Source organism: Aromatoleum aromaticum EbN1 (assembly GCF_000025965.1).
GTDB classification, from domain to species: domain Bacteria; phylum Pseudomonadota; class Gammaproteobacteria; order Burkholderiales; family Rhodocyclaceae; genus Aromatoleum; species Aromatoleum aromaticum.
The window spans coordinates 938,420-962,427 of sequence record NC_006513.1 but is presented as its reverse complement, the minus strand read 5'-3'; the positions used below and the strand labels follow the sequence as shown (position 1 = coordinate 962,427).

Below are 24,008 nucleotides of genomic sequence, written 5' to 3'. Positions count from 1 at the left end.
GCCGATGAAGCGGGTGCTGGCAATCTGTGTGACGAGCCTGATCCCGGCAGCAGTGTGGTCCGCCGATCTGCTCGACGTGTATCGCGACGCGCTGGCGAATGACGCGCGCTATGCGGCAGCTCGCGCACAGTTCGATGCCGGCCAGGAAAGGGTCGTCCAGGGCCGTGCAGGCCTGCTGCCGGTGATCGGCGCGTCGGCCGACACGACGTGGAACGACGTCGACAGCAGCCAGTTCGGCGAGCGGCGCTACAACAGCAACGCGTACGGCGTGCAGCTGACGCAGCCGCTGTTCCGCTGGCAGAACTGGGTGCAATACAAGCAGGGCGAGCTGCAGACCGCGCTCGCCGGCGTGCAGTTCGGCGAAGCGCGGCAGGACCTGATCCTGCGCGTGTCGCAAGCCTATTTCGATGTCCTCAACGCCCAGGACGTGCTGGTCGCGCAGACGCAGCTGCGCACCGCTGCGGCCGAACAGCTCGAGCTCGCGAAAGCGAGCTTCGAAGTCGGCACGGTGACGATCACCGACGTGCACGAGGCGCAGTCGCGCTTCGATCTCGCAGTGGCACAGGAAATCGCCGCACACAACGATCTCGACGTGCGCCGCCACACGCTCGCGCAGATCATCGGCAAGGACCCGGAACCGCTGGCGGGGTTGCGCGGCAGTGTCACGCTGTCGCGGCCGCAGCCGGACAGCATTGTGGACTGGGCGAGTGCTGCGGAGCAGGGCGCTTATGGCGTGCAGGTCCAGCAGGTGTCGCGCGAGATCGCGGCGCGCGAAGTCGAGCTTGCGCGCGCCGGGCATTACCCGACCGTCGATGTCGTCGCGACCTACGGCCACCAGGGCGGCGTCAGCACCAGCAGCAGTTTTGCCGGCGCCGGCGGGCGGACGGAAAGCGATGCGCAGACTGTCGGCCTGCAGTTCAATTTGCCGCTGTTCGCGGGTGGCGCGATTTCGTCGCGGACGCGTGAAGCGGCGGCGCTGCGGGTCAGGGCCGAAGCCGATCTCGAGGAGGCCCGCCGCAACGCCGCGCTCGCCGCGCGCCAGGCTTATCTCGGCGTGACCAGCGGCATGGCGCAGGTGCGCGCGCTCGAAGCCGCGCAGGTGTCGTCGACGTCGGCGCTCGAGGCCAACCGCCTCGGCTATGAAGTCGGCGTGCGGATCAACATCGACGTGCTGAATGCGCAAAGCCAGCTCGCCGACACCTTGCGCCAGCTCGCTCGCGCCCGCTACGACACGCTGCTCGCGCAGTTGCGGCTGAAGGCGGCGGCGGGGACGCTCGGCGAAGAGGACGTCCAGGTGATCAACGCGCTGCTCGCCGAGAACGCGATGACCCTTCCGCCGGCGCAACTCGGGCCGGCCTCGCGCTAGTCCTCGGTCATCATCGCCGCCGCGGCGGGAGCGGTGCCTTGCCGCAGCCGACCAGCTCTTCGACGATCGCCATCGTTCGTTCGGTCGCTCCCCGGTGCGCCGCGGCGAAACTCCGTCCCGCGGCCCCGATCGCCTGCCGGCGTGACGGATCGTGGAGCAGCGCGACCGCTGCTGCCATTCCTGCGCCGGGATCGTCGGCGCGCAGCGCGGCGCCCGCTTCGACCGCCTGGTCGGCCACCAGCGCGAAATTGAACGTATGCGGGCCGAGGACGACCGGGGTGCCGACGGCGCACGCCTCGATCAGGTTCTGCCCGCCGAACGCCAGCCAGCTGCCGCCGAGCAGCGCGACCTCGGCTGCCGCGTAATACGCGAACATCTCCCCCATCGAATCGCCGAGCCAGACGCGCGTGTGGCGCTCCACCGGCGTGTCGTCGGAGCGCCGCTGCAGGCTCAGGCCGCGCACCTCGACAAGCCCGGCGACTTCGTTGAAACGCTGCGGATGGCGCGGCACGAGCGCGAGCAGCGCGTCGTCCGGGGCGCATGCCGCGAACGCGTCGAGAATCAAAGCCTCTTCTCCTTCGCGCGTGCTCGCGGCGAGGATCACCGGGCGGCCGCCGAAACGCGCGCGGAAAGCGTCGCCAAGCCGCAACAGGGATTCGGGCGGGGCGATGTCGAACTTGATGTTGCCGGTCACCGCGACCCGCCCGCCGCCGAGCGCCGCGAGCCGCCGTGCATCGGCGTCGGTCTGCGCCGCGATCGCGTTCAAGGCGCCGAGCGTGAGCCCGGTCAGCGCCGGCCAGCGCGCATAGCGCGCCGCAGAACGCTGCGACAGACGCGCGTTCGCGAGCAGCACCGGCACGCCCCGCTTCCGGCACGCTGCGAGCAGGTTCGGCCACAACTCGGTTTCCATGATCAGCCCGACCTGCGGCCGGAAGCGGCGCAGGAAGCGGGTCGCCAGAAAGCCGAGGTCGTACGGCAGATAAACGCGAAGCACGCGCGGATCGTCGCCGAACAGCGCTTGGGAAGTCGCGCGGCCCGTCGGCGTCATGTGCGTCAGCACGACGCTGCGATCCGGCCAGCGTGCGAGCAGCGCCCGCACCAGCGGCTCGGCCGCGCGCGTCTCGCCGACCGACACCGCGTGCACCCACAACACCGGCGCCGGCGCCGCAATGCGGTAACGGCCGAAACGTTCGCCGACATGCCGCAGGTATTCCGGCTGCCGCCGCGCACGCCACAGCAGGCGCAGCAGCACGAGCGGCAGCGCGATAATCCAGAGCAGGGTGTAGGGCAGGCGGGCGAGCATCGAGAAGTTGGAAAAGGGTCCGGAACGGTGCGGCAAGTATAACGGCGTGCGGCGCGAGCCCGTTTTCGTAACCGGAGGTTGCGCAGGCAGCATTACAAGCGCGTATGAGATAATCCGCGGCTCGACGTGAACAGGACGGGCCCGACCATGAAAGTTCTCATCACCGGCGCAGCCGGCTTCATCGGCATGCATGTCTGCCAAGTGCTGCTCGCGCGCGGGGACGAGGTCGTCGGCCTGGATAACCTCAATGATTATTACGACCCGCGCCTGAAGGAAGACCGCCTCGCGCGCCTCGCGCCGCATCCGCGTTTCCGTTTCATCAAGCTCGACGTTGCCGACCGCGACGCCATGGAGCGCCTCTTTGCCGCGGAACGGTTCGAGCGCGTCGTCCACCTCGCGGCGCAGGCGGGCGTGCGCTATTCGCTGCAGAATCCGCACGCGTACGTCGACAGCAACCTGGTCGGCTTCATGAACGTTCTCGAAGGTTGCCGCCACGGCGGCGTGCGGCATTTGGTGTATGCGAGCAGCTCGAGCGTCTACGGCGGCAACACGAAGATGCCGTTCTCCGAGCACGACAGCGTCGACCACCCCGTCAGCATCTACGCCGCGACCAAGAAAGCCAACGAGCTGATGGCGCACACTTACAGCCACCTTTACGGCCTGCCGACCACCGGGCTGCGCTTTTTCACCGTCTACGGGCCGTGGGGCCGCCCCGACATGGCGCTGTTCCTGTTCACGCGGGCAATCCTCGAAGGCCGCCCGATCGACGTCTTCAACCACGGGCGGATGATGCGCGACTTCACCTACATCGACGACATCGTCGAAGGCGTCGTCCGCACGCTCGACCGCGTCGCCGAACCCGATCCGGGTTTCGACGCGCTGCAGCCCGACCCCGCCCGCAGCAACGCGCCGTACCGCGTGTTCAACATCGGCAACCACGATCCGGTCGAGCTGATGGCGTTCATCGAAGCGATCGAGGACGCGATCGGCAGGAAGGCGGAGAAGAACTTCCTGCCGCTGCAGGACGGCGACGTGCCGGCGACGTATGCCGATACCGCGGAGCTGAATGCCTGGACGGGGTTCAAGCCGGGGACGAGCGTGCGGGACGGAGTGGGGCAGTTCGTTGCCTGGTATCGCGACTATTACCGCTCCTGAATGGCAGCACGCACCGTTCTCGTCACCGGCGCGACCGGCTTCATCGGCAGCCGGCTCGCGACGGCGCTCGAGGCGCGGGGCGAACACGTTCGAAGGATGTCGCGGCTGGCATTGCCCGGCGCGTCGGCGGTGCGTGCCGACCTGCTCGACCCGGACGCGCTCGACCGCGCTTGCCGCGGCGTCGAACTGGTATTCCACTGCGCCGGGCACGCGCACGTCTTCGACTCGCGCGGGGACACTGCAGCGCTCCGGCACCGCGACGTGAATTTCGCCGGCACCGCGAACCTCGTCGATGCCGCCGGCCGCCAGGGCGTGCGCGGTTTCGTGTTCCTGTCGAGCGTCAAGGCGATGGGCGCGCCCGGCGCCGCGCCTGTTGATGAAACCTGGTCGGCGCTGCCGGAAACCGCGTACGGGCGGGCCAAGCGCGCCGCGGAGCACGCCGTGCTCGCCGCCGGCCCGCGCTTCGGCATGCGAGTCACCAATCTGCGGCTGGCAATGGTGTATGGCCCCGGCAGCCGGGGAAATCTCGAGCGCATGGCGCGCGGTATCTGCGCGGGGTGGTTCCCGCCGTTGCCCGAAACCGGCGCGAAGCGTTCGCTGGTGCACGTCGACGATGTAGTCGCGGCGATGCTGCTGGTCGCGGACGACGCCCGTGCGGCGGGGAAAACCTACATCGTCGCGGATCCGCGCAGCTGCTCGGGGCGCGAGCTGTACGACGCGCTGCGTGCGGCGCTGGGGCTCGCGCCGGTGCGCTTGCGCTGTCCCGCGGGCGTCCTTCGGTTCGGCGGTGAAATCGGCCATTGGCTCGGGAAGCTGCGTCACCGGCCGGTTCCACTCGACCGGGCGGCGGTCGAACGCCTGCTCGGCCCCGAAAGCTACTCGCCGGCGCTGATCGAGCGCGAACTCGGCTGGCGGGCGCGGGTATCGCTGCAACAGGGGCTGCAGGAGACCTTTGCAGCGGGCTGCGCGGAGCGGGGGCGATGAGCGGAGTGGCCGGCCTCATCGCGCTCGCCGCAATCGCCGCAACGATCTCGGCGGGCACGATCGCGCTGCGGCTGCGTTTCGCCGATCGCGGTCTCGATCAGCCCGGGTATCGGTCGCTCCACGAGCGGCCGACGCCCCACGGCGGCGGGCTCGGCATCGTCGCGGCAACGCTCTTGTGCGGAGCGTGGGCGGGCGCAGCGCCGGTATGGCTCATCCCGGTGCTGGTCCTCGCCGCGGTGTCGTGGGCCGACGACTGGCTCGATCTGCCGTTCTGGCTGCGGCTCGGCGTGCATCTGGCATCGGCTGCCGCTGTTGTTTTTTTTCACGGCCCGGGATCGCCGCTGTTCGTCGCGCTGCAGGTCATTGTCATCGCATGGTCGATAAATGCTTACAATTTCATGGACGGCGCCGACGGTCTCGCTGGCAGTATGTCCGCAGTAGGGTTCACCGCTTATGCAATCGGATTCGCGCAGGCCGCGCAGCCGGCGCTCGCCGGCCTGTGCATCGCGGTGGCTGCTGCTTCGGCGAGTTTCCTCCTGTTCAACTGGCATCCGGCGCGAATTTTCATGGGTGACGTCGGCGCGATTCCATCGGGTTTTCTTGCCGGTGGCCTCGGTTGGTACGGTTACGACATCGGCGCGTGGCCGCTGTGGTTCGCGCCGCTCGTGTTCGCGCCGTTTCTGTTCGACGCGACCGTGACCCTGCTTCGCCGGGCGGGCAGGGGTGAGCGGGTGTGGCACGCGCACCGCGAACATTATTATCAGCGCATGGTGCGCGGCGGCTTTGCCCACGGTGCGATGTGCCTGCGCTGGCTGCTCGTCATGCTGGCCGGCGCCTCCCTGGCGGTGGTGATGCTGCTGTTCCTCGATGCAGGCGGGTGGGCCGGAGCCGCCGCATGGAGCGCAGTGCTGGTCGTCCTCGGGCACCGCATCGACCGGCAATGGAATCGTCATATGGAAACGGAACCCGCAAAATGAACCTGAGCGTGGCGTTGCACTGGCGTTCGCTGGCAGTATTCGGCTTCGACCTCGCGGCAGTGGTCGCTGCCTGGTTCGGCGCCTTCATGTTGCGCTTCAATTTCGAAGGGCTCGGGCCGTACCAGCCGATCGTAAATTACGGCGCGCTGCTGCTCGTGCCGGTCGAGGCGCTGATCTTTCGCGCGGCCGGCCTGTACCGGGGTATCTGGGTGTTCGCAAGCCTGCCCGACCTGCTGCGCATCGGCCGGGCGGTCGGGCTCAGCATGGTCGTGATCGCGCTCGGCGCCGTGCTCCTCGCCCCCGCGCCGGCGCTGCCGCGGTCCTTGCTGCTGATCTATCCGCTGTTGCTGGTGGCGATCATGGGCGGCGGGCGCGCCGCTTACCGTGTTTTCAAGGAGCACCGGGAGTTCGGTGCGCTGCGTGGCGTCGGCAAACCCGTCCTGGTGCTGGGGGCCGGGCGTGAGGCGATGAACCTGATCCAGGAATTGCGCCGCTCGCGCGAGTGGCATGTGGTGGGCCTGCTCGATGACGATCCGTTGAAACGGCATCGCGAGGTCTGCGGCGTGCGGGTGCTGGGGGCGGTGGGCGAGATCGCCGAGTGCGCGGACGCGCTGCATGTCCGCCACGCGATCATCGCGATGCCCGGCGCCAATGCCGAACGTCACCGCCATGTGGCTAACCTATGCGTGCGCGCGGGCGTGCGGGTGTTCATCCTGCCCGCGATCGAGCAGCTGATCGCCGGGCACGACACGCTGTCGCAGATGCGCAGTCTCGACCTCGAGGATCTGCTCGGGCGCGAACCGGTCGAGATCGACACCCCGCAGGTACGCGAGATGCTCGCCGGGCGGGTGGCGATGGTGACCGGCGCGGGCGGCTCGATCGGCGCCGAACTGTGCCGGCAGATCGCGCGCTTCGGGCCGGCCCAGATCATTGCGTTCGAACTGAACGAGTTCGCGCTGTACACGCTCAGCGAGGAGTTCGCCGAGGAGTTTCCGGAGATCGGCCTCGTCGCGATCGCCGGCGACGTCAAGGATCGCCGCCGGGTCATGGAAATCCTCGAACGCCACGCGCCGGCAGTGGTGTTCCACGCCGCCGCCTACAAGCACGTGCCGCTGATGGAAGAACACAACGCGTGGCAGGCGGTGCGCAACAACGTCCTCGGCACGTGGATCCTCGCCCAGGCGTCGGCGGCGCTCGGCGTCGAGCGCTTCGTCCTCGTGTCCACCGACAAGGCGGTCAACCCGACCAACGTGATGGGGGCGAGCAAGCGCCTGGCGGAGATCATCTGCCAGGAGATGCAGCGCCAGTCGCGCCGCACGCGTTTCGAGATGGTCCGCTTCGGCAACGTGCTCGGCAGCGCCGGCAGCGTCATCCCGAAGTTCCAGGCGCAGATCGAGCGCGGCGGGCCGGTCACCGTCACGCATCCCGAGATCACGCGCTACTTCATGGCGATCCACGAAGCGGCGCAGCTCGTGCTGCAGGCCGCCGCGATGGGCGAGGGGGGCGAGATCTTCGTCCTCGACATGGGGCAGCCCGTCAAGGTGCTCGACCTCGCGCGCGACATGATCCGCCTGTCCGGCAAGAGCGAGCGTGAAGTCCCGATCGTGTTCACCGGCCTGCGCCCGGGGGAAAAGCTGTTCGAGGAAGTCCTCGCGCACAGCGAACGCACCCGCCCGACGCATCACGCCAAGCTGCGCGTCGCTCGAGCCTCGTTGCCGGACGGCTTCGAAATGGCCGAGATGCTGCAGTGGGTGCGCTCCGGCAACACCCGCAGCGACGACGAGGTGCGGCGCGTGCTGCGTCGGTGGGTTCCGGAATATGCACCGTATAATCCCCCGAAGCCTTTCCTTGTGGCAGCGAAAGTGGCACGCGAAGCATGTTGAGGTAAGTCTGGTCAATCGCGGACCGGCGTCGGCGTTGTAGCACTACTGCCCCCATAAACTAGCCAGTGGCGCAGCCCAGAGACCATCTCCAAGCGGCAGGGTCTCCATTCCATCGTAAAGAATCACGCCCAACTTGACCTGTGCCCCCGCGATGCTCGCCAGCCGCTTCAAGCCACGAAGATCGCTTTCCCTGACCGTGGCTGCCGCCTTGACTTCCACCCCGATCAGCTGGCCAGCCGCATTCTCGATGACGAAATCCACCTCGAATTGGTCGTGGTCGCGGTAGTAGAGCAACTGGTAATCCCCTTCAGCAGTCGTCGTGTGCTTGAGCAACTCGCCGAAAACAAAGGTCTCCAGTACATTGCCAAACCGGCCGCGGTCCTGCTGAGCAAGCGCTGGGGTCACGTCCGCCAGCGTGGACAACAGCCCCGAATCGATGAATTGAACTTTCGGCGTCTTCACGACGCGGTTCAGCCGGTTCTTTGCCCAAACCTCAATGCGCTTGAGCAGGTACATTTGCTCAAACACCCCGATGTACCGGGCGGCAGTCTTGTGATCCAGCCCGACTTGGCCGCCCAATTGGGTGTAATTGCACATCTGACCGGAGACTTGCGCCAGCGCGCGCAGGAACCGGGGTAACTGGTCAAGCTTGTCGATGCCAGCCACATCGCGGACATCCCGCTGAATGATGGCGTCGAGGTACTGGCGGACCCACGCTGTTCTCCGCCTGACCGTAGCGCGGGAAACCGCCTCAGGGTAGCCACCGCGCAGCACCGCCTCCACCAGATCATCCCCGACCATGGCCCGTCGCACCTTCAGTATCTGCCCGGCAAAGGCGCTGTCGATCCAGTTTGCTGTACTGCCGTGCATTTCACTTTGCGACAGAGGCAGCAATGTCAGCGTCTCCATTCGCCCGGCGAGTGAGTCGGCCACGGTCGGTAAAGCCATCAGGTTGGCCGACCCGGTCAGCAGAAAACGACCGGGGCGTCGATCCTCATCCACCGTCTTTTTGATCGCGAGCAACAACTGGGGAGCACGTTGAATTTCATCGATCACCGCGCGATCCAGACTGCGGATCATGCCCACCGGGTCCTCTTTGGCCGCCAGCAACGTGAGCTCGTCGTCGAGTGTGAGGTAGCGCATCCCCTGCGCGGCGATCTGCCGCACCAGGGTGGTCTTGCCTGCCTGCCGAGGACCGGCAACCAGCACGACGGGCGTATCGGCCATTGCTTCGGCAATACGCGCCTCAATCAGCCGTGGGTAAAGAGAGTGCGTGTTGTTCATGGTGAAACATCGTATCGTGCAACAGGGAATCCAGCTGCGTGGATTTGGGAATATTGTCTCGTATATTTGGGATAACGGGCCCCGGGATTTCGAACAGCCGGATGCCTGTCGCGCGCGCCTCGCCGCCGGACGGGTTTGCAATGCCCGAGAGGCTGCAGTGGTTGCGCTCCGGCAACACCCGGGCCGACGACGCGTTGCGGCGCGTGCTGCGCCGCCGGGTTCCGGAATATGCGCCGTATAATTCCCCCCCAAGCCTTTCCCCGTTGTGGCGAAAATGGCACGTGAAGCATGTTGAGGTAAGTCCAGGGTGGCAATTTATGCAATCGGTGACATCCAGGGGTGTTTCCGGGAATTTCGTGAACTGGTCGACCAGTGCGGCTTCGACCCGTCGAGCGATCGCCTGTGGCTGGTCGGCGACCTGGTCAACCGCGGACCCGCGTCGCTCGAGACCTTGCGCTTCGTCCGGTCGCTCGGCGACGCCGCGGTGAGCGTGCTCGGCAACCACGACCTGTACCTCCTCAAGATCGCGTACGCCGGCGCGTCGGGCCGCAAGCGCCACGACACGCTGCAGCAGGTGCTCGAGGCGCCGGATCGCGACGAACTCATCGCCTGGCTGCGCACACTGCCGCTGATGCATCTCGAAGGCGGATACGCGATGGTCCATGCCGGGCTGCTGCCCGGATGGACTGCCGAACCCGCCCGCGCACTCGCCCGCGAAGTCGAAGCCGTGCTCTCGGGTGATTCCTGCGAAGCGTTCCTGCAGCACATGTGGGGCAATTCGCCGAAAGCGTGGCGCGATGACCTCGCCGGGTGGGAGCGGCTGCGGGTGATCGTCAACGCGATGACGCGCATGCGTTTCTGCACGCCCGACGGGCGCATGGAATTCGATGCGAAAGGGCCTCCCGACAGCGCGCCGCCGAATCATCTGCCGTGGTTCGCGCACCCGAACCGCGCCAGCAGCGACACGACCATCGTCTGCGGCCACTGGTCCGCGCTCGGCTTGCGCATGGAGCCGAACCTGCTCGCCCTCGATTCCGGCTGCGTATGGGGCGAAAAGCTCACCGCGGTGAGACTCGAGGATCGCCGGGTGTTCCAGGTGCATGCGGGGAAGCAGCTTGGGTCGTTCTGAGGAACTGCCTGCGGTCGATATCCATGCGAAGGCGCCGCTGCAGCACGCGAAGCTCGCGCTGATCTCGAGTCAGGCGTATTCGATCCACAATTTCCGCGGCCCGTTGATCCGCGACTGGGTTGCGCGTGGCCTGCAGGTGTTCGCGCTCGCCCCCGACTACGACACCGCGAGCCGCGACGCCGTCGTCGCGCTCGGCGCTGAACCCGTCGATTACAGCCTCGAGCGGGCCGGCATCCGGCCGCTGCGCGACGCGCGCGACATCTTCCGGCTCGTGCGCCTGCTGCGCCGGCTGCAACCCGACTATGCGTTCACGTATTTCATCAAGCCGGTGATCTACGGCACTTTCGCGGCGCGCCTCGCCGGCGTGCCGGATCGCTCCGCGATGGTCGAAGGCGCCGGCTATGTCTATTCGGAAGAAAGCCCCGGCTTCTCACTGCGCCGCCGCGTGCTGCGCGCCGCGGTCAGCGGCTTGTACCGGGCCGGGCTCGCCGCGGCGCATCGCGTGTTCTTCCTCAACCGGGACGATATCGAACTGTTCGTTCGCAGCCGCATGGTCGCTGCCGAGCGCGCCATCATGCTCGGCGGCATCGGCGTCGATCTCGGCTGGTTCGCCGCCGCACCGCCGGTCACCGATCCGCCGACATTCCTCCTCGCAGCCCGGCTGCTCGCCGAAAAAGGTGTCCGGGAGTACGTCGAGGCGGCGCGGAGGGTTCGCGCCATGCATCCTTGCGCACGTTTCATCCTGCTTGGCAGCATCGACGCCAATCCGGGTTCGGTCAGCGAGGCCGAACTGCGTGCGTGGAATGCCGAAGGCGTCGTTGAATGGCGAGGCCACGTCAGCGACGTTCGCCCGGCGATCGCCGAAGCGAGCGTCTTCGTCCTGCCGTCGTACTACCGCGAGGGCGTTCCGCGCAGCATCCAGGAAGCCATGGCGATGGGCCGCCCGATCATCACGACCGACATGCCCGGATGCCGGGATACCGTCGAGCCGGGTGAAAACGGTTGGCTGGTGCCGCCGCGCAATGTCGATGCGCTGGTCGATGCGATGATCGGTTTCATCGAGCAGCCCGAGCGAATCGCGTCGATGGGGGCCGCGAGCCGGCGCCTCGCCGAGGCGCAATTCGACGTGCGCCGCGCGAACGCACGCATCCTTGCGGCGATGGGATTTGAATGAGAGCCAGCCGCGTCTGCCGGGAGCGTGAGCGATGAGTGCCGTGGAACCGCTGCACATCCTGCTCGCGACATACAATGGCGCGCGTTTCCTGCCGGTACTGCTCGATAGCGTGCTGGCCCAGTCGGACCCGAACTGGGTTCTGCTCGTGCGTGACGACGGCTCGAGCGACGATACGGTGACAGTGCTGCACCGTTACGCCGCGCACGATGCACGAATTCGTCTGATGGCGGACGAGGATGCCACGCTGGGCATCCGGCGGAACTTCGAGCGACTGCTCGATTGCGCCCACCGAGCCGGGGCGGCAAGCTTCGCGCTGTGTGACCAGGACGATTTATGGTATCCGCACAAACTCGCCCGCATGCGTGCGGCACTCGAGGGCGCACAAGCGCGCCACGGCGGATCGACTCCGATACTTGCATATGCCGACCTTGCCCTGATCGACGACGCAGGTCGCTCCATCGCTGAATCACACTTCGGTCGGGCCGCTGCCCCGCAGGTGCGGCATGGCGTCGATACCTGGCTCATCGCTCACAACCTGATCCCGGGGTGCGCGATGGTGGGTAACCGTGCGCTGCTCGATCTGGCGCTGCCTTTCCCGCCGCAAGTATTCCATCACGACTGGTGGCTCATTCTCGTGGCGTCAGCGGCAGGCCAAGTCATTTCGGTGGATGCAGCACTGACCGGATATCGCCAGCATTCTGCTAACGCGATCGGCGCTGCCGCGCCGATGAGCCGGATACTCGACTTCATCCTCCATTTCCGGCACTCACTCGAAGATGCCCGCGCGCAGTATGTCCGCGCGGTGGATCAGGCCGCAGCCCTCGTCGAGCGCGTCGGCGTCGGGGGGCACCGCAAGTGGATTGCCGCTGCCGGTGTTGCCCGTGACCGGCTCGGTGCGCCGGTGCGACGCGTGCGCATTGGGGCGATCCTTGCGGGGCCGGTGCGACGGATCGGGCTGGCTCGCAACGTGCTTATGTTCTCTGTATCCTTGTTCCCTTTGCGCCGCCGATGCCGGGAGCGGTCCGGCGCTCCTTCAACCCGGTGAAGAAGGAGGTGTCGTGCTTCCGGGGTTGGGAACGAGTGCTCGCCCCCATCGGTGGCACTGCGCACGAAGGCAAGAGTGATGCCGCTTGCACCGCATCGACTATCGGATGCATTGGGTGGTCGAGTTGGCTATCATCTTTTGTTTATCCGCCGAGCTCTCCTTCCGCGATCCCGTACGTTCGCCCATTTCCGGATCCTCTCGCGAGGGCTGTGCGCAGGGTGCAACCGAACTGTCTGAGGACTTCCCCCAGTGGACACTAATCACCCCGACCGACTCGCAGCGGCTGATGATGTCGCCGAACGCTTCCATCGCTGGTACTACGATAACGGCGTATGGGAGACGGTGCGCTTCCTCGGCGTGCCTTGCCTCAAGTCCGTCATGGACCTGTGGAACTACCAGGAGATATTGTTCGAGCTCAAACCATCGCTGATCGTCGAGTTCGGCACGCGCCACGGGGGTTCCGCTCTCTATTTCTCGATGATCGGCCAAGGAATCAATCCGCTGCTGCGCGTCCTGACTGTCGATATCGAGGACCATCTGCTCGACCCCCAGGTATCTCGTGTACCCGCCATCGAATTCATGAAATGCTCATCGACCGATTCCGCTGTCGCCGCCCGTATCACCGAGTTGCGCAACAGCCTGCCCGGGCCGATGTTCGCGATTCTCGACAGCGATCATCACCAGCCACACGTGTTGCAGGAAATGCTGTCATTGCGCAGCGTAATGCGTTCCGGTGATTACCTGGTGGTCGAGGACAGCAACATCAATGGTCATCCGGTTCTGCCGGGCTGGGGGCCGGGGCCGTTCGAGGCCATTGCCGAATATGTCCGGCAATTTCCTGACGACTACGTCAGGGATGAGGCACGTGAGTGCAAGTTCGGCTTTACTTTCGCACCTGCGGGCTTTCTGCGGCGCGCGTGAGCGCAACGGCGCATAGCCGCCATCTTCGTGAGTAAAAATGCAAGTTGATTCTGCCGCCGACCGCCCCCGTCTCGGCGAGCTTCTCGTTCGTGAAGGCAAGCTCAGTCAGCGCGACCTCGAACAGGCGCTCATCGCGCAACAGGAAATGGGTGATCTGCTCGGGCGCGTACTGATTCGCCTGGGGTTGCTGTCGGAAATCGACATCGCTCGCACCCTGTCCGGGCAGCTCGATATCCCGCTCGTGCAGGCGGGGGAGTTTCCGGAAGAGATGGTCGTCGTCGAGGGGCTGAGCAGCGAATACCTGCTCAGCCAGGGTGTGCTGCCGTGGCGGCGCGAGGCTGACGAACTACACGTCGTCATGGCGGTGCCGCAGGACGGCTTTCTGACCAAGGCGCTGCACCTGGCGACGGGCCTGCGCATCCGTCCGGCGCTCGGGCTCGAATCCGATATCCAGGCGGCCCTCGATCGCCTTTACCTCGAAGCGGCAAGCCCCGACGACGAAGAAGACGAAGGTTTCGTCGGCGCGCTCGGCAGTGACAACGAGTTCATCGAGCACCTGAAGGATCTCGCCAGCGAAGCGCCCGTCATCCGCTTGGTGACCCAGATCATTGGTCGCGTCATCGACCTGCGGGCATCCGATATCCACATCGAGCCGTTCGAGGATGGCCTGCATGTACGCTACCGGGTCGATGGCGTGCTGCAGGCGGCCGAAAGCGCGGCTCCCAGTCTCGGTGCGGCAGTCACGTCACGCATCAAGCTGCTCGCCCATCTCAACATCGCCGAGCGCCGCCTGCCGCAGGACGGACGCATCCGCACCCGGGTCAAGGGCCACGAGCTTGACCTGCGCGTCTCCACTTTGCCGACTGTGCACGGCGAAAGCGTGGTCATGCGTGTGCTCGATCGCGCGAGTATCCGCATCAGTCTCGAGGATATGGGGTTTGCTGAAGACAACCTCGCGAGATTCCGCGACCTGCTGCTGCGGCCGCATGGCATCCTGCTTGTCACCGGCCCCACCGGCAGCGGCAAGACGACGACGCTGTATGCCGCTTTGGCCAAGCTCGACGCAACCGAACTTAAAATCCTCACCGTCGAGGATCCCGTCGAATACCAGCTCGCCGGCGTCAACCAGGTGCAGGTCCAGAGTCAGATCGGCCTCAGCTTTGCGCATGCGCTGCGTTCCATCCTGCGCCAGGATCCGGACATCATCATGATCGGCGAGATGCGCGACACTGAAACTGCGCAGATCGCAGTGCAGTCCGCGCTGACCGGTCACCTCGTACTATCTACGCTGCACACCAATACGGCCGTCGGTGCGATCGTCCGGCTCGAAGACATGGGAGTGGAACGCTACCTGATAACTTCGACCGTCAATGGCGTACTTTCGCAGCGGTTGGTGCGCAAGCTCTGCGAACATTGCCGTGAGGCGGTCGAGTTGCACGACGCCGAGCTCGACAAGGCCGGCATTGCGCGTTTCCTGCCGGAGGGCGAGCGGCGCGTGTTCGCTGCTCGGGGCTGTCCGCGCTGCAAACATACCGGCTACCACGGCAGGACTTCGATCCACGAACTGTTCGTCATGGATGACGCCGCCCACCAGGCGGTGCTGTCCGGCGCGGATGCGACCATCCTGCACAACGTCGCCCGTCGGGCAGGCATGTTGACTCTCTACGAAGACGGGCTGCGCAAAGTTGCCGCCGGCGTCACCTCGATGGATGAGCTGTTGCGCGTGACGCAGGATCAGAGCAATGACTGAATTTGCCTATCGTGCTGCGCATGGCGACGGCAACATGGTGGATGGACGCATCGAGGCCGCTTCCCGGGAGAACGCCCTGCGCCAACTGCGCAGCCAAGGCTTGACGCCGATCCGGCTGGAAGCCGCGGCGGCGGCCGCAGTCAGGACCGGCGCGCCGAAGCCCGCGACACCACTCCCCTCATCGCAGCAACGGATGTCGGGGCCGGCGAAAGTCGCCAGCAAGCAGGGCAGACCGGTCGTGCATGCTTCGCGAAGCCTGTTTGCTACGGATAGAAAGCCTGGTCACGTCGATGTTTTTCACCTTACCGGAGAGCTTGCGGTCATGCTGCGCGCCGGCCTGCCGCTGGACCGGGCGCTCAAGGTGATGGTGAGCATGAGTCAGAGACCCTCGATCACCGCCCTGCTCGATGACCTGCTCGATTCGGTCAAGTCCGGCAAAGGCTTCAGCCAGGCGCTGCAGCCACACCAGAGGCTGTTTGGCGAGTTCTACATCAACATGGTGCGTTCCGGCGAGGCCGGCGGCCAGCTCGGCGAAGTGCTGAGCCGTTTGGCGGAACATCTCGAACGTACCCGGGCGCTGCGCGAGAGCGTGGTGTCGGCACTCATCTATCCCGCCATCCTGGTGCTGGTGGCCGCGGTATCGGTCTTCCTGATGCTTGCTTTTGTCGTGCCGCAGTTCGAATCGTTATTCAACGACATGGGCGAAGCTTTGCCGCTGCCGACACGGATCATCGTCGGTGCAGGCCACCTGGTTGCCGACTGGGGATGGTTGATGGCACTGGTCGTCGCGTTGGGCGTGGCCGTCTTCCGGCGCTGGTTGCACACCCCCGGTGGCCGCAACTGGCGGGATGCGTGTGTGCTCAGCCTCCCGGTGCTGGGTGGCGTGGTGCAGAAATTCGAGATCACCCGCTTTGCCCGCAGTATGGGAACTCTGCTCGGAAATGGCGTACCCATCGTCATCGCGATCAAGATCGCCTCCGACACGATGGATAATGTCCGCTTGCGTGAGGCCATGACCGGCGTTGCTCCGGCAATCAAGCAGGGCGAGCGCATGGCCGAAGCGCTCAGTGCAACCGGCCTGTTTACGCCGCTTGCGCTCAACATGGTTCGCCTGGGCGAAGAAACGGGACGGCTCGACGAGATGCTCCTCGAACTGGCCCGGGTTCACGACGGTGAAGTGCAGTCGGGAATCAAGCGTGCGCTGACGATGCTCGAACCTCTGCTCATCCTGGGGTTGGGGGGTGTTATCGCTGCCATCATCGTTTCGATCCTGATGGGTATTCTGTCGGTCAACGACCTTGCCGTGTGAAGCGGAAAAGGACGCGCCTGAATGCCGATTCCTCGCAGAAGCCTCAGCTGTTCGCCTTCCCCCGGTTTAGAATGCCCTGCGATCGACAGGGCAAAAATGTCGCCCCGCCGCTTTTTTTTTTGAGGTCCCCGTAAATGTTTCCGTTGCACATGATCCATCGTCCTCGCCATTCCTCGGCCTCTGGTTTCACGCTTGTCGAACTCCTTGTCGTGCTGGTCATTCTGGGACTGCTGGCAGGTCTGGTCGGACCGCGCGTACTCGGGCAACTGGGCGGAGCGAAAAGCAAGACCACCGCAGTGCAGGTCAAGGATTTCGAACAGGCGGCCGAACTCTTCAAGCTCGATGTCGGCCGTTTCCCGAACAGGGATGAAGGGCTCGATGCGCTGACCAGTCGGCCCGGGTCGGCGCCGGGCTGGAATGGCCCGTACCTGAAGAAGGGTGAGGTGCCGAAGGATCCGTGGGGCAATCCCTACCACTATGAGAGCCCGGGCAAGCACACCGATATCGACATCTTCTCCCTCGGCGCCGACAACGCGCTCGGCGGCGAGGGCGAGAACGCGGATATCGGCAACTGGCAGTGACACTTCCCGGCGACGGGGATGGCGGGAGAGGGGGTTTTACCCTCATCGAGCTGGTCGTGGCGCTCGCGGTCGCGGCCGTCATGCTCGGCGTGCTGCCCGCCGCGCTGGGTCGCCTGTATGACGCGATGGAATACCGCTCGACCGTGCGGAACATGCTGACAGATATCAAGGCCGCGCGCCTGGAGGCGGTTCGCAGTGGGCAGGCGGCGGTATTTACCGTCGATCTCGAGGGCCATCGCTTCGGTGTCGGCGCTGAGCCTGCGGAGAAGATCCCGGAAAAACTCAAGGTCCGCGCGATCGTCGCCGACACCGAAATCGCTCCCGGCGAGCGCGCGGGGATCCGCTTTTATCCCGACGGCAGTGCAACCGGTGGCAGTATCGAGCTCGAACGCCCATCCGGAGACGGCCTGCGCTTGCGTGTCGACTGGCTGTTCGGGCGGGTGTCCCAGGAGCCGCTCGGTGGATGAAGGTCGTGCGCCGTAGCATTCCTGAGCACGGATTTTCCCTCATCGAGGTGCTGGTCGCGTTTTCCATCATGGCGCTGGCGTTGGGCGTGCTCTATCAAGCCCTGGGCGGCAGCATGCGTGCGGCAGGCGAAGCCGAACGGCACGTGCGTGCGGTCCTCGTCGCCGAATCCATCCTTGCCCAGTACGATTCGGTTCCGCCCGGAGGTCTGGACGTATCGGGCGCCGCCGGCGGCTTCGACTGGCATCTGCGCACCGCCCCAGTGCCACCGCTCGATGGGCGTCCCGAGGCCTGGACACTCCAAAACATCGAAGTCGATGTCAGTTGGGAAGACCGCGGCGCCGAGCGCCGTTTCCGCCTCGTCACTATGCGTCCGGAAGTCGACCCGGCGATCATCGATGTCAATGCCGGAGGAGGGCGATGAAGCGGCAGCGCGCGACGCGCGGCTTTACGTTGGTCGAGATCATCATCGCGCTTAGTCTGCTGTCGCTGATCATGCTGGCGCTGGTAGCGGCATTGCGCACTTTCGGTGAATCCGGTTCTCGTCTCGAGGCACGCAGCGAGCGCGCGGACGATATGCGTCTTGTCAGTGGCTTCCTTCGCCGGATCGTCAGCGAGGCATCGGTTGCACACCCCCGCAAACTCGACGATGGCACCGAAGTGCCCGATTTTCTCGGCGAGCCCCAGGCGCTCGAATGGCTTGCGCCGATGCCGGCCCGTCACGGGGTCGGTGGGCTGCACTGGCTGCGGCTGTCGGTGCGGTCCGAGGCGGAAGGTTTCGACCTGGTGCTGCAATGGGTGCCGTTCGTGCCCCCTCTGCAGGCTTTTGCAGCCGATCCGGATGCTCGCCCGGACTGGGAGGACGAACCTGCCCGTGTCCTGGTGCGGCGGCTCGATTCGTTCTCCGTCGCCTATCAGCGCTTGGGGCGCAGCGACTGGCAGGACAACTGGAGCGACGCTGCAGTCCTGCCGGGACGCGTCGCCTTCAAGTTGCGCATCGGTGGAGCGAGTTGGCCGGACCTGATCGTCCCGGTGCTGGCGGCTGAGCCGGGCCTCGATGTGAATGCAACGGCACTGGATCGTGCCCAATGAGGCGCGCTGCCGTTTGGTCTGCCGGTGCGATCGTCGGTCGCCTGTCACCGCACAGGGCTGCGGGCATGGCGCTGGTAGCGGTGATGTGGGTCGTGGCCGCACTGTCGATATTCGCCATGAGCCTGGCCGCATCGTCCCGGGGGGAAGTGCGCAGCGCGCAAAGTGCGCGGGGCTTCGCTGAGGCCGCAGCCTATGGCGATGCGGCTATCCAGCTCGCAGCGCGCGAATTGAAGTTCGCCACGGACCCGGTCGACCGTCGCCTTACCCTGAGTTACCCCATCGATGACCGGCAGCTTGTCGTCCGCGTGTCGCCTGGCGGGGGGTTTGTGGACCTGAACGGCGCGTCGCAAGCTTTGCTGCGCGACCTGTTTGTGTTCGGCGCCGGTCTCGATGCCGAACAGGCCGAACTGCTCGCGCAGCGCATTGCCGATTGGCGTGACCCGGACGAGGATGCATTGCCGCTCGGTGCCGAGAACCCGGCCTACGAAGCCGCAGGGGTGGCTTTTCGCACGCGCGGCGGCCCCTTCGATACCCCGGAAGACCTGCTCCAGGTACTCGGTGTGAGTTTTGATATCTATGATAAAATTAGCGGTTTTGTGACGACGCAAACTGGTGCAGCGGGCGTGGATCCACTTGCGGCTTCAAAAGGCGTGCTGAGAGTGCTTGCCCGGGGCGATGCCGCGGTCGCGGATGTTTTTTCGGCGGCGCGCGATGCGAAGGAGCCTTCGATTGACACAACCGCTTTCACTCAGGAGCATATTCTGTCGTCTTCCGGCACCGTTTATTACATTGAGGCGTTTTACCCCGGCGAAGGCGGGCGCACACTGGCGCGCGCCCGCTGGGTCGACCTCGGCGCCGAAGGGCCGGCGGGGTTGCCCTGGCGCAGCATGCGCGTCGAACCGGTGCGCAGCTTTGTGAGCGAGGACGGGCATGGCGCTTGAGGCCGGCAATCCGACCCTGTTCGGCTTTGATCTGCGCAGGATCGGCCAGGTCTGGCGCAATGGCTGGGATGAAGCTTTCCAGTGGCCGTCGCTGGCCTGGCTGACGCCGCAGGAGGCGATCCGGGTTCTGCTGCCAGACGGCGGCGAAGCGCTGCGCCTCGGTGTATCGGCCGCGCCGGCACCGGCAGACGTCGCAGCAGCGACCTTGGCCGTGGTGCTGCCGGAAGACAGTGTGCTGCTGCGCGAAGTCAGGCTGCCACCGCTCGGTGGCGACGAATTGCGCCAGGCGATCGAACTCGAGGTCCTTGCGGTCAGTCCGTTCCCCCCCGAGGAAACCGTGTGGGGATGGCGCGTCGAACCGGTGGGCGCGCAAGTGAGGGTGCGTCTGGCGCTTACTGCACGTTCGCATGTGAGGGCGGCGCTCGCACACGAGCAGGAACGCCTGAGTGGAGTGGAACCTGAAATCTGGGCTGTGGCGACCGCGCCGATCGTGCTTCAGGGTTATGGCGAGCATGATCGGATGAAACGCATGCGTGCCGCCCGCAACCGCATCCTGCTCGCGTTCGCCGGGGCCTTCGTGCTCATGCTCGCACTGGCAGTGACGCCGGTGCTGCAGGCGCGCGAGCGCGTGTTCGATGCACAGCGCCAGTATGCGGCGCTCGAGACCGAAGTCGCGAGTCTGCTGGGGGCACGCAATGCACTTGCAGTTGGCAACGAACGTGCGCGCGCACTGCGTGCCCACCTGGAACAGCGGCAGGAACTGCCTCAGTTGCTTGAACTCATTACGCTGCTCCTGCCCGACGACGCTTTCCTCAGCCGGCTCGAAGTACAGGGACGGCAGGTGCGTATCGTCGGGCAAGCGGCCGATGCCGCCCAACTGATGAAGATTCTCGGTGCGCCGGGCTCGCCGTTCCGGAATGTACGTGCGCCATCCCCTATTTCACGTGCCGCAGGTTCCAATAAGGAAAACTTCGTCATCGAATTCATCGTCCCGGGCGAGGAGAAGGCGCAGTGACGTTTGCCGTGGACACGCATTTCCCCGGGCGCGATGGTCGATTCGTCGTAGCGAGCGTGCTGGTAGCAGCGCTGGCGGTGCTTGCCCTGGTCACATATTTGCTGCTGGGCAAGCTTTTCTGGGCGCAGGATACGACGGCGTCGATCGAGCCGCGCTACGCCCGCCTGCTGGGTCTGCGCGAAGTAGGGCCGCAGGTCCAGTCCTCCCTGGCCCGCGTCGGGGCGGATCTGTCCCGCTACGCCTATCCGGCCACCGCTGATGCGGCCCGGATTGGAACCGACATGCAGCAGCGCATCCGCCAGCTTGCCGAAGCTGCGGGGCTGGGAGTTGCCGGCAGCCAGATCCTGCCCGCGCGCCCCCATGCCGGTTTCACCCAGATTCCGCTCAAGCTCACGGTCGATGGCAGTCTCGAAGGCCTGCGTAGCCTGCTGGCGGGGTTTGATCGCGAAACGCCGGTGATTCTCGTCGATAACCTCCAGGTCAATGCTTCGGTGCCCCGTGTTCGTCGCGGTCAGCCGCAACCCCAGGAGCGGCTGGTGGGGCAGCTCGATCTCAGTGTGTTGCATCTTCAGCCATGAAGCGAACGACATTCTCCGTTCTGCTCGGTATCGATGCTGTGCTGCTCGCCGTTGTCGGGGCGGTATGGGCTGCAGGAGACACCAGCTGGACGCCTCCTCCGGCGCAACGGCCCGATCCTTCGTCCCTGCAGACAGAAAAGATCGAGCGCGAAATCACCGATCTCGTTGCCCTGAGTCAGACACTCGATCGTCCCGTCTTTGCCCAGACGCGTCGCCCGCCGCCGCCGCCGGAAGTTGTGGCGGTCGAGACGCCCCAGGCCCCCGATCCGCTCGAGGACGTGTTGCTGCTCGGCATTTTCACTGTTGGCAAAGACAAGCATCTGATGCTGCGTGCCGACAACAAAGTCAGCCGGCTCAAGCAGGGGGACAGCTTCGGGCCGTGGACGGTGGGCGCCCTCGACGGCAATCAAGCAAGTTTTATACAGGGGGAGCAACGGCGCCTGCTCACACTCAAGCACGCGGCCCAGCCTCAGGCTACCCGGCTGTCGGCACCCGTCCTGCCAGGCAAGGGGGGCGCTTCTGTCGCAGACGGCGCCCAGCCTGCCGTTGCCGACAGTGGCAAGCCATCGCCGGAACCTTCCGCCCGGGTGGCACCAGCGGCGGCTCCGGCTCCGCCCGGTGCCGCATCTTCCATGGCCAAACGTGGCGGCGGCTCCCTTGCGCAACGCCTTGCCAAGCGGCGTGCCGCCCGGCTCGGGCTCGAAAAAAAATGACCTCCATCGACATGTCAATCAGCAGACCCTTTTTCCGCGTTTGTCTTATCGCACTCGGCAGCGTTGCTGTTTTCCTTGCCGGATGTGCCTCTGGCGGACCGGTGCAGGAAGATACGGTTGCCAGGGGGGCAGGGGCAACCTCCGAAGCAGGGGTGAAAACCGCTCCGGCTGCAGCGCAAGAAAATGTCGAAGCGAAAAAGGCGGAAACTGAAGCCGCCCCGCGCCGTGAGCCCACCTTGCTTGCCGGCAACGACCGCGTGATCAACTTGCCGGCCTCGAAAGCGGTCAATATTTCCAAAGGGGGAGCAGTTTCGCTCAAATTCGAGCAGGCTCCGGTCACCGACTTTGCCCATGCCATTCTCGGAGACCTGCTCAAGCTCGATTACACGCTGCATCAACCGCTTGGCGGTGAAGTCACGATTCATACCCAGGGAGCTGTGCCGCCGGATAAAGTTCTGTCCATTCTCGAATCGGTATTGGCTGCGAACGGCCTGACACTCGCGCGGGATGCGCAGGGGCTGTATCACGTCGGCCGCCCCGAACTGCTCAGGGGGCTGGGGGCTTCGGCGGTCAATGTCAAGGCCATTCCCACTGGACAAGGCATGGTCGTCGTGCCGCTGCAGTTCGTCGGAGCGGCCGAAATGGCCGATATCCTTCGTCCAGTGGCGCCCGCGGAGGCCTTCGTGCGCGTCGATACCTTGCGCAATCTGCTGATTCTGTCCGGTTCGGGGAATCAGCTCGAAGGCTGGCTGGATTTTGTCAATATTTTCGACGTCGATATGCTCAAAGGCATGTCGGTGGGTCTGTTTCCGCTCGAATATGCGTCGGTCAAGGAAGTCGATGCCGCCCTGCGCGCAGTGACCGGCGCACCGGCAGCTGCGGCGTCTGCCGCGCGGGGCGAAGGCCAGCAGCAGGCGCCGGCCGAAATCAAGCAGCTGCCCACTTTCGGTCCGCTCGGCGGAGTGGTGCGCATCCTGCCCATAGAGCGCCTGAACGCGCTGCTCGTGGTCACTCCGCGGGCACATTACCTGCAACAGGCCAAGGAATGGATCGAGAAGCTCGATCGCCCCTCGGACGGTGGTACCGAACCGCAGCTCTATGTCTATCCGGTGCAAAATGGCTCTGCCCAGCATCTCGGGAGCCTGCTCAGCGCAGTGTTCGGCGGCGGGCAGGCGGGCGCGGCGCGCACTCCGACCGACAGCGGCGTGGCGCCCGGGCTGTCGTCCATCGGGCGCACCGGTCTCGGCGGCTCGGGCATGATGTCGCAGGCGCTGAACAATGCCGGCCGCAACGACGGCAGCCAAACGCAGGCGACGACGCAGTTCTCGCTCGGCCCGCTGGTGCGGGTGGTGGCTGACGAGTTCAACAATGCATTGCTGATCTATGCGCCGGGTTCCGAATATCGCAAGATCGAGGCCGCGTTGCGCCGTCTGGATCTGTCTCCCACCCAGGTCCTGATCGAGGCCAGCATTCTCGAAGTCACGCTCAGCGATGAAACCCGGTTCGGCCTGCAATGGTTCTTCGAGGGCAAACTGGGCGGCGACTACCGCGGCAGCGGCCTTTTCACCGACCGTGCCAGCGAAACCCTCGGCCGTACCGTGCCGGGTTTTTCCTACAGCATCACCAATGCCGCGGGGCAGGTGCGGGCAGTGCTCAACGCGATGGCGCAGAAATCCCTGGTGAACGTCATTTCCAGTCCCAGCGTCATGGTTCTCGACAACCACACCGCCGTCATCCATGTCGGTGACCAGCAACCGATCCGCTCGACGCAGACCGTGACCGACGGCGGCACCACCAGCACCTCGATCCAGTACAAGGACACTGGCGTAATGCTGCAGGTGACGCCGTCGGCCAATGCAGGAGGCATGGTCGCGATGGACATCAAGCAGTCGGTCACCGACGTCGGCGCAGTCGACGATGCGACCGGCCAGCGCAGTTTCAATCAGCGCGAGGTGGCGAGCAAGGTTGCGGTGCGTACTGGCGAGACTGTCATCCTCGGCGGCCTGATTCGCGATTCGGACACCAACGGCAAAACAGGCGTGCCCTGGCTGCACGACATTCCGGTGCTCGGCCCGCTGTTCGGCACGACAAGCGATGTCACCCGGCGTACCGAACTGCTGGTGATGATCACTCCCCGGGTGGTGCAAAGTGACCAGCAGGTGCGTGAACTGGGTATCGAAATGCGCCGGCGCATGGAAGGCCTGAGCGTCTTGCCTGGCTGGGAGCGCTTCGAGGCTGACCCGGGCGTCGGCAAGGACATGCTGCCAGCTCCCGAAGAGACTCCAGCTCCGGCCCCCGCATCCTGAACGCGTGCTGGGTACTGGCCCCGAACAATCAAAAGGA

22 protein-coding genes are annotated in these 24,008 nt (G+C 65.5%); 20 read left to right on the top strand and 2 right to left on the bottom strand.

Going from position 1 to position 24,008, the window contains the following annotated elements; all coding sequences use genetic code 11:
- The first annotated feature begins 4 nt into the window (after positions 1-4).
- Entirely contained in the window at positions 5-1,366 is a 1,362-nt protein-coding gene (locus tag EBN1_RS04600; RefSeq protein ID WP_011236744.1) for a TolC family outer membrane protein, read from the top strand.
- 10 nt (positions 1,367-1,376) lie between these two features.
- Here the strand turns inward: EBN1_RS04600 and waaA are convergent, their stop codons facing one another.
- A complete protein-coding gene (gene waaA / locus EBN1_RS04595) occupies positions 1,377-2,669 on the bottom strand; it encodes a lipid IV(A) 3-deoxy-D-manno-octulosonic acid transferase (RefSeq protein ID WP_011236743.1) in 1,293 nt (430 codons plus the stop codon).
- A 147-nt stretch (positions 2,670-2,816) separates the two neighbouring features.
- Here waaA and EBN1_RS04590 point away from each other — a divergent pair, with 147 nt between their 5' ends.
- The 4 genes from EBN1_RS04590 to EBN1_RS04575 are packed head-to-tail and all read left to right on the top strand — an operon-like array spanning position 2,817 to position 7,668.
- Positions 2,817-3,824, top strand: a complete 1,008-nt coding sequence (locus EBN1_RS04590; protein WP_011236742.1) for an NAD-dependent epimerase — start codon at positions 2,817-2,819, stop codon at positions 3,822-3,824.
- Complete coding sequence (locus tag EBN1_RS04585) at positions 3,825-4,808, top strand: UDP-glucose 4-epimerase family protein (protein ID WP_011236741.1); 984 nt, start codon at positions 3,825-3,827, stop codon at positions 4,806-4,808.
- Positions 4,805-5,785: an MraY family glycosyltransferase gene (locus EBN1_RS04580; RefSeq protein WP_011236740.1), complete on the top strand. Its 981-nt coding sequence runs from the start codon at positions 4,805-4,807 to the stop codon at positions 5,783-5,785. Before EBN1_RS04585 ends, EBN1_RS04580 begins: the two co-directional genes overlap by 4 nt.
- Positions 5,782-7,668 (top strand): polysaccharide biosynthesis protein, encoded by a 1,887-nt coding sequence (locus EBN1_RS04575; protein WP_011236739.1) that lies wholly within the window; start codon positions 5,782-5,784, stop codon positions 7,666-7,668. The genes EBN1_RS04580 and EBN1_RS04575 overlap by 4 nt, the downstream gene beginning before the upstream one ends.
- A gap of 42 nt (positions 7,669-7,710) precedes the next feature.
- Here the strand turns inward: EBN1_RS04575 and EBN1_RS04570 are convergent, their stop codons facing one another.
- Positions 7,711-8,952 (bottom strand): ATP-binding protein, encoded by a 1,242-nt coding sequence (locus EBN1_RS04570; protein ID WP_041645775.1) that lies wholly within the window; start codon positions 8,950-8,952, stop codon positions 7,711-7,713.
- A gap of 307 nt (positions 8,953-9,259) precedes the next feature.
- On the opposite strand from EBN1_RS04570, the gene EBN1_RS04565 reads away from it, so the two are divergent.
- The 15 genes from EBN1_RS04565 (at position 9,260) to gspD (ending at position 23,971) form a co-directional block, all read left to right on the top strand.
- Positions 9,260-10,081 carry a symmetrical bis(5'-nucleosyl)-tetraphosphatase gene (locus EBN1_RS04565; RefSeq protein WP_011236737.1) on the top strand — a complete coding sequence of 274 codons (822 nt, stop codon included), beginning with the start codon at positions 9,260-9,262 and terminating at the stop codon, positions 10,079-10,081.
- A complete protein-coding gene (locus EBN1_RS04560) occupies positions 10,068-11,255 on the top strand; it encodes a glycosyltransferase family 4 protein (protein WP_011236736.1) in 1,188 nt (395 codons plus the stop codon). The genes EBN1_RS04565 and EBN1_RS04560 overlap by 14 nt, the downstream gene beginning before the upstream one ends.
- Positions 11,256-11,295: 40 nt before the next feature.
- Positions 11,296-12,300 (top strand): glycosyltransferase family 2 protein, encoded by a 1,005-nt coding sequence (locus EBN1_RS04555; protein WP_157866575.1) that lies wholly within the window; start codon positions 11,296-11,298, stop codon positions 12,298-12,300.
- 249 nt (positions 12,301-12,549) lie between these two features.
- Entirely contained in the window at positions 12,550-13,221 is a 672-nt protein-coding gene (locus EBN1_RS04550; protein ID WP_011236733.1) for a rhamnosyl O-methyltransferase, read from the top strand.
- A 37-nt stretch (positions 13,222-13,258) separates the two neighbouring features.
- The gene (gene gspE / locus EBN1_RS04545; protein ID WP_011236732.1) at positions 13,259-14,971 is read left to right on the top strand and encodes a type II secretion system ATPase GspE; all 1,713 of its coding nucleotides are present in this window, start codon (positions 13,259-13,261) and stop codon (positions 14,969-14,971) included.
- Complete coding sequence (locus EBN1_RS04540) at positions 14,964-16,280, top strand: type II secretion system F family protein (RefSeq protein ID WP_011236731.1); 1,317 nt, start codon at positions 14,964-14,966, stop codon at positions 16,278-16,280. Before gspE ends, EBN1_RS04540 begins: the two co-directional genes overlap by 8 nt.
- Before the next feature lie 134 nt (positions 16,281-16,414).
- Complete coding sequence (gspG, locus tag EBN1_RS04535) at positions 16,415-16,861, top strand: type II secretion system major pseudopilin GspG (protein ID WP_011236730.1); 447 nt, start codon at positions 16,415-16,417, stop codon at positions 16,859-16,861.
- Positions 16,858-17,328: a GspH/FimT family pseudopilin gene (locus EBN1_RS04530; RefSeq protein ID WP_011236729.1), complete on the top strand. Its 471-nt coding sequence runs from the start codon at positions 16,858-16,860 to the stop codon at positions 17,326-17,328. The genes gspG and EBN1_RS04530 overlap by 4 nt, the downstream gene beginning before the upstream one ends.
- Positions 17,325-17,750 carry a type IV pilus modification PilV family protein gene (locus tag EBN1_RS04525; protein WP_011236728.1) on the top strand — a complete coding sequence of 142 codons (426 nt, stop codon included), beginning with the start codon at positions 17,325-17,327 and terminating at the stop codon, positions 17,748-17,750. The genes EBN1_RS04530 and EBN1_RS04525 overlap by 4 nt, the downstream gene beginning before the upstream one ends.
- Positions 17,747-18,418, top strand: coding sequence for a prepilin-type N-terminal cleavage/methylation domain-containing protein (locus EBN1_RS04520; RefSeq protein WP_011236727.1), 672 nt, complete (start codon positions 17,747-17,749; stop codon positions 18,416-18,418). The genes EBN1_RS04525 and EBN1_RS04520 overlap by 4 nt, the downstream gene beginning before the upstream one ends.
- Positions 18,419-18,483: 65 nt before the next feature.
- Positions 18,484-19,359: a type II secretion system minor pseudopilin gene (locus EBN1_RS04515; protein ID WP_049780182.1), complete on the top strand. Its 876-nt coding sequence runs from the start codon at positions 18,484-18,486 to the stop codon at positions 19,357-19,359.
- The gene (locus tag EBN1_RS04510) at positions 19,349-20,374 is read left to right on the top strand and encodes a PilN domain-containing protein (RefSeq protein WP_011236725.1); all 1,026 of its coding nucleotides are present in this window, start codon (positions 19,349-19,351) and stop codon (positions 20,372-20,374) included. The genes EBN1_RS04515 and EBN1_RS04510 overlap by 11 nt, the downstream gene beginning before the upstream one ends.
- Entirely contained in the window at positions 20,371-20,952 is a 582-nt protein-coding gene (gene gspM, locus EBN1_RS04505; protein WP_011236724.1) for a type II secretion system protein GspM, read from the top strand. The genes EBN1_RS04510 and gspM overlap by 4 nt, the downstream gene beginning before the upstream one ends.
- Entirely contained in the window at positions 20,949-21,665 is a 717-nt protein-coding gene (locus tag EBN1_RS04500; RefSeq protein WP_011236723.1) for a hypothetical protein, read from the top strand. The genes gspM and EBN1_RS04500 overlap by 4 nt, the downstream gene beginning before the upstream one ends.
- Complete coding sequence (gspD, locus tag EBN1_RS04495; RefSeq protein WP_011236722.1) at positions 21,662-23,971, top strand: type II secretion system secretin GspD; 2,310 nt, start codon at positions 21,662-21,664, stop codon at positions 23,969-23,971. The genes EBN1_RS04500 and gspD overlap by 4 nt, the downstream gene beginning before the upstream one ends.
- Positions 23,972-24,008: the final 37 nt, after the last annotated feature.

Coding starts and splice junctions, on each gene's coding strand:
- EBN1_RS04600 (WP_011236744.1), top strand. CDS start 5: ATGAAGCGGGTGCTGGCAATCTGTGTGACGAGCCTGATCCCGGCAGCA.
- waaA (WP_011236743.1), bottom strand. CDS start 2,669: ATGCTCGCCCGCCTGCCCTACACCCTGCTCTGGATTATCGCGCTGCCG.
- EBN1_RS04590 (WP_011236742.1), top strand. CDS start 2,817: ATGAAAGTTCTCATCACCGGCGCAGCCGGCTTCATCGGCATGCATGTC.
- EBN1_RS04585 (WP_011236741.1), top strand. CDS start 3,825: ATGGCAGCACGCACCGTTCTCGTCACCGGCGCGACCGGCTTCATCGGC.
- EBN1_RS04580 (WP_011236740.1), top strand. CDS start 4,805: ATGAGCGGAGTGGCCGGCCTCATCGCGCTCGCCGCAATCGCCGCAACG.
- EBN1_RS04575 (WP_011236739.1), top strand. CDS start 5,782: ATGAACCTGAGCGTGGCGTTGCACTGGCGTTCGCTGGCAGTATTCGGC.
- EBN1_RS04570 (WP_041645775.1), bottom strand. CDS start 8,952: ATGAACAACACGCACTCTCTTTACCCACGGCTGATTGAGGCGCGTATT.
- gspE (WP_011236732.1), top strand. CDS start 13,259: ATGCAAGTTGATTCTGCCGCCGACCGCCCCCGTCTCGGCGAGCTTCTC.
- EBN1_RS04540 (WP_011236731.1), top strand. CDS start 14,964: ATGACTGAATTTGCCTATCGTGCTGCGCATGGCGACGGCAACATGGTG.
- gspG (WP_011236730.1), top strand. CDS start 16,415: ATGTTTCCGTTGCACATGATCCATCGTCCTCGCCATTCCTCGGCCTCT.
- EBN1_RS04525 (WP_011236728.1), top strand. CDS start 17,325: ATGAAGGTCGTGCGCCGTAGCATTCCTGAGCACGGATTTTCCCTCATC.
- EBN1_RS04520 (WP_011236727.1), top strand. CDS start 17,747: ATGAAGCGGCAGCGCGCGACGCGCGGCTTTACGTTGGTCGAGATCATC.
- EBN1_RS04515 (WP_049780182.1), top strand. CDS start 18,484: ATGGCGCTGGTAGCGGTGATGTGGGTCGTGGCCGCACTGTCGATATTC.
- EBN1_RS04510 (WP_011236725.1), top strand. CDS start 19,349: ATGGCGCTTGAGGCCGGCAATCCGACCCTGTTCGGCTTTGATCTGCGC.
- EBN1_RS04500 (WP_011236723.1), top strand. CDS start 20,949: ATGAAGCGAACGACATTCTCCGTTCTGCTCGGTATCGATGCTGTGCTG.
- gspD (WP_011236722.1), top strand. CDS start 21,662: ATGACCTCCATCGACATGTCAATCAGCAGACCCTTTTTCCGCGTTTGT.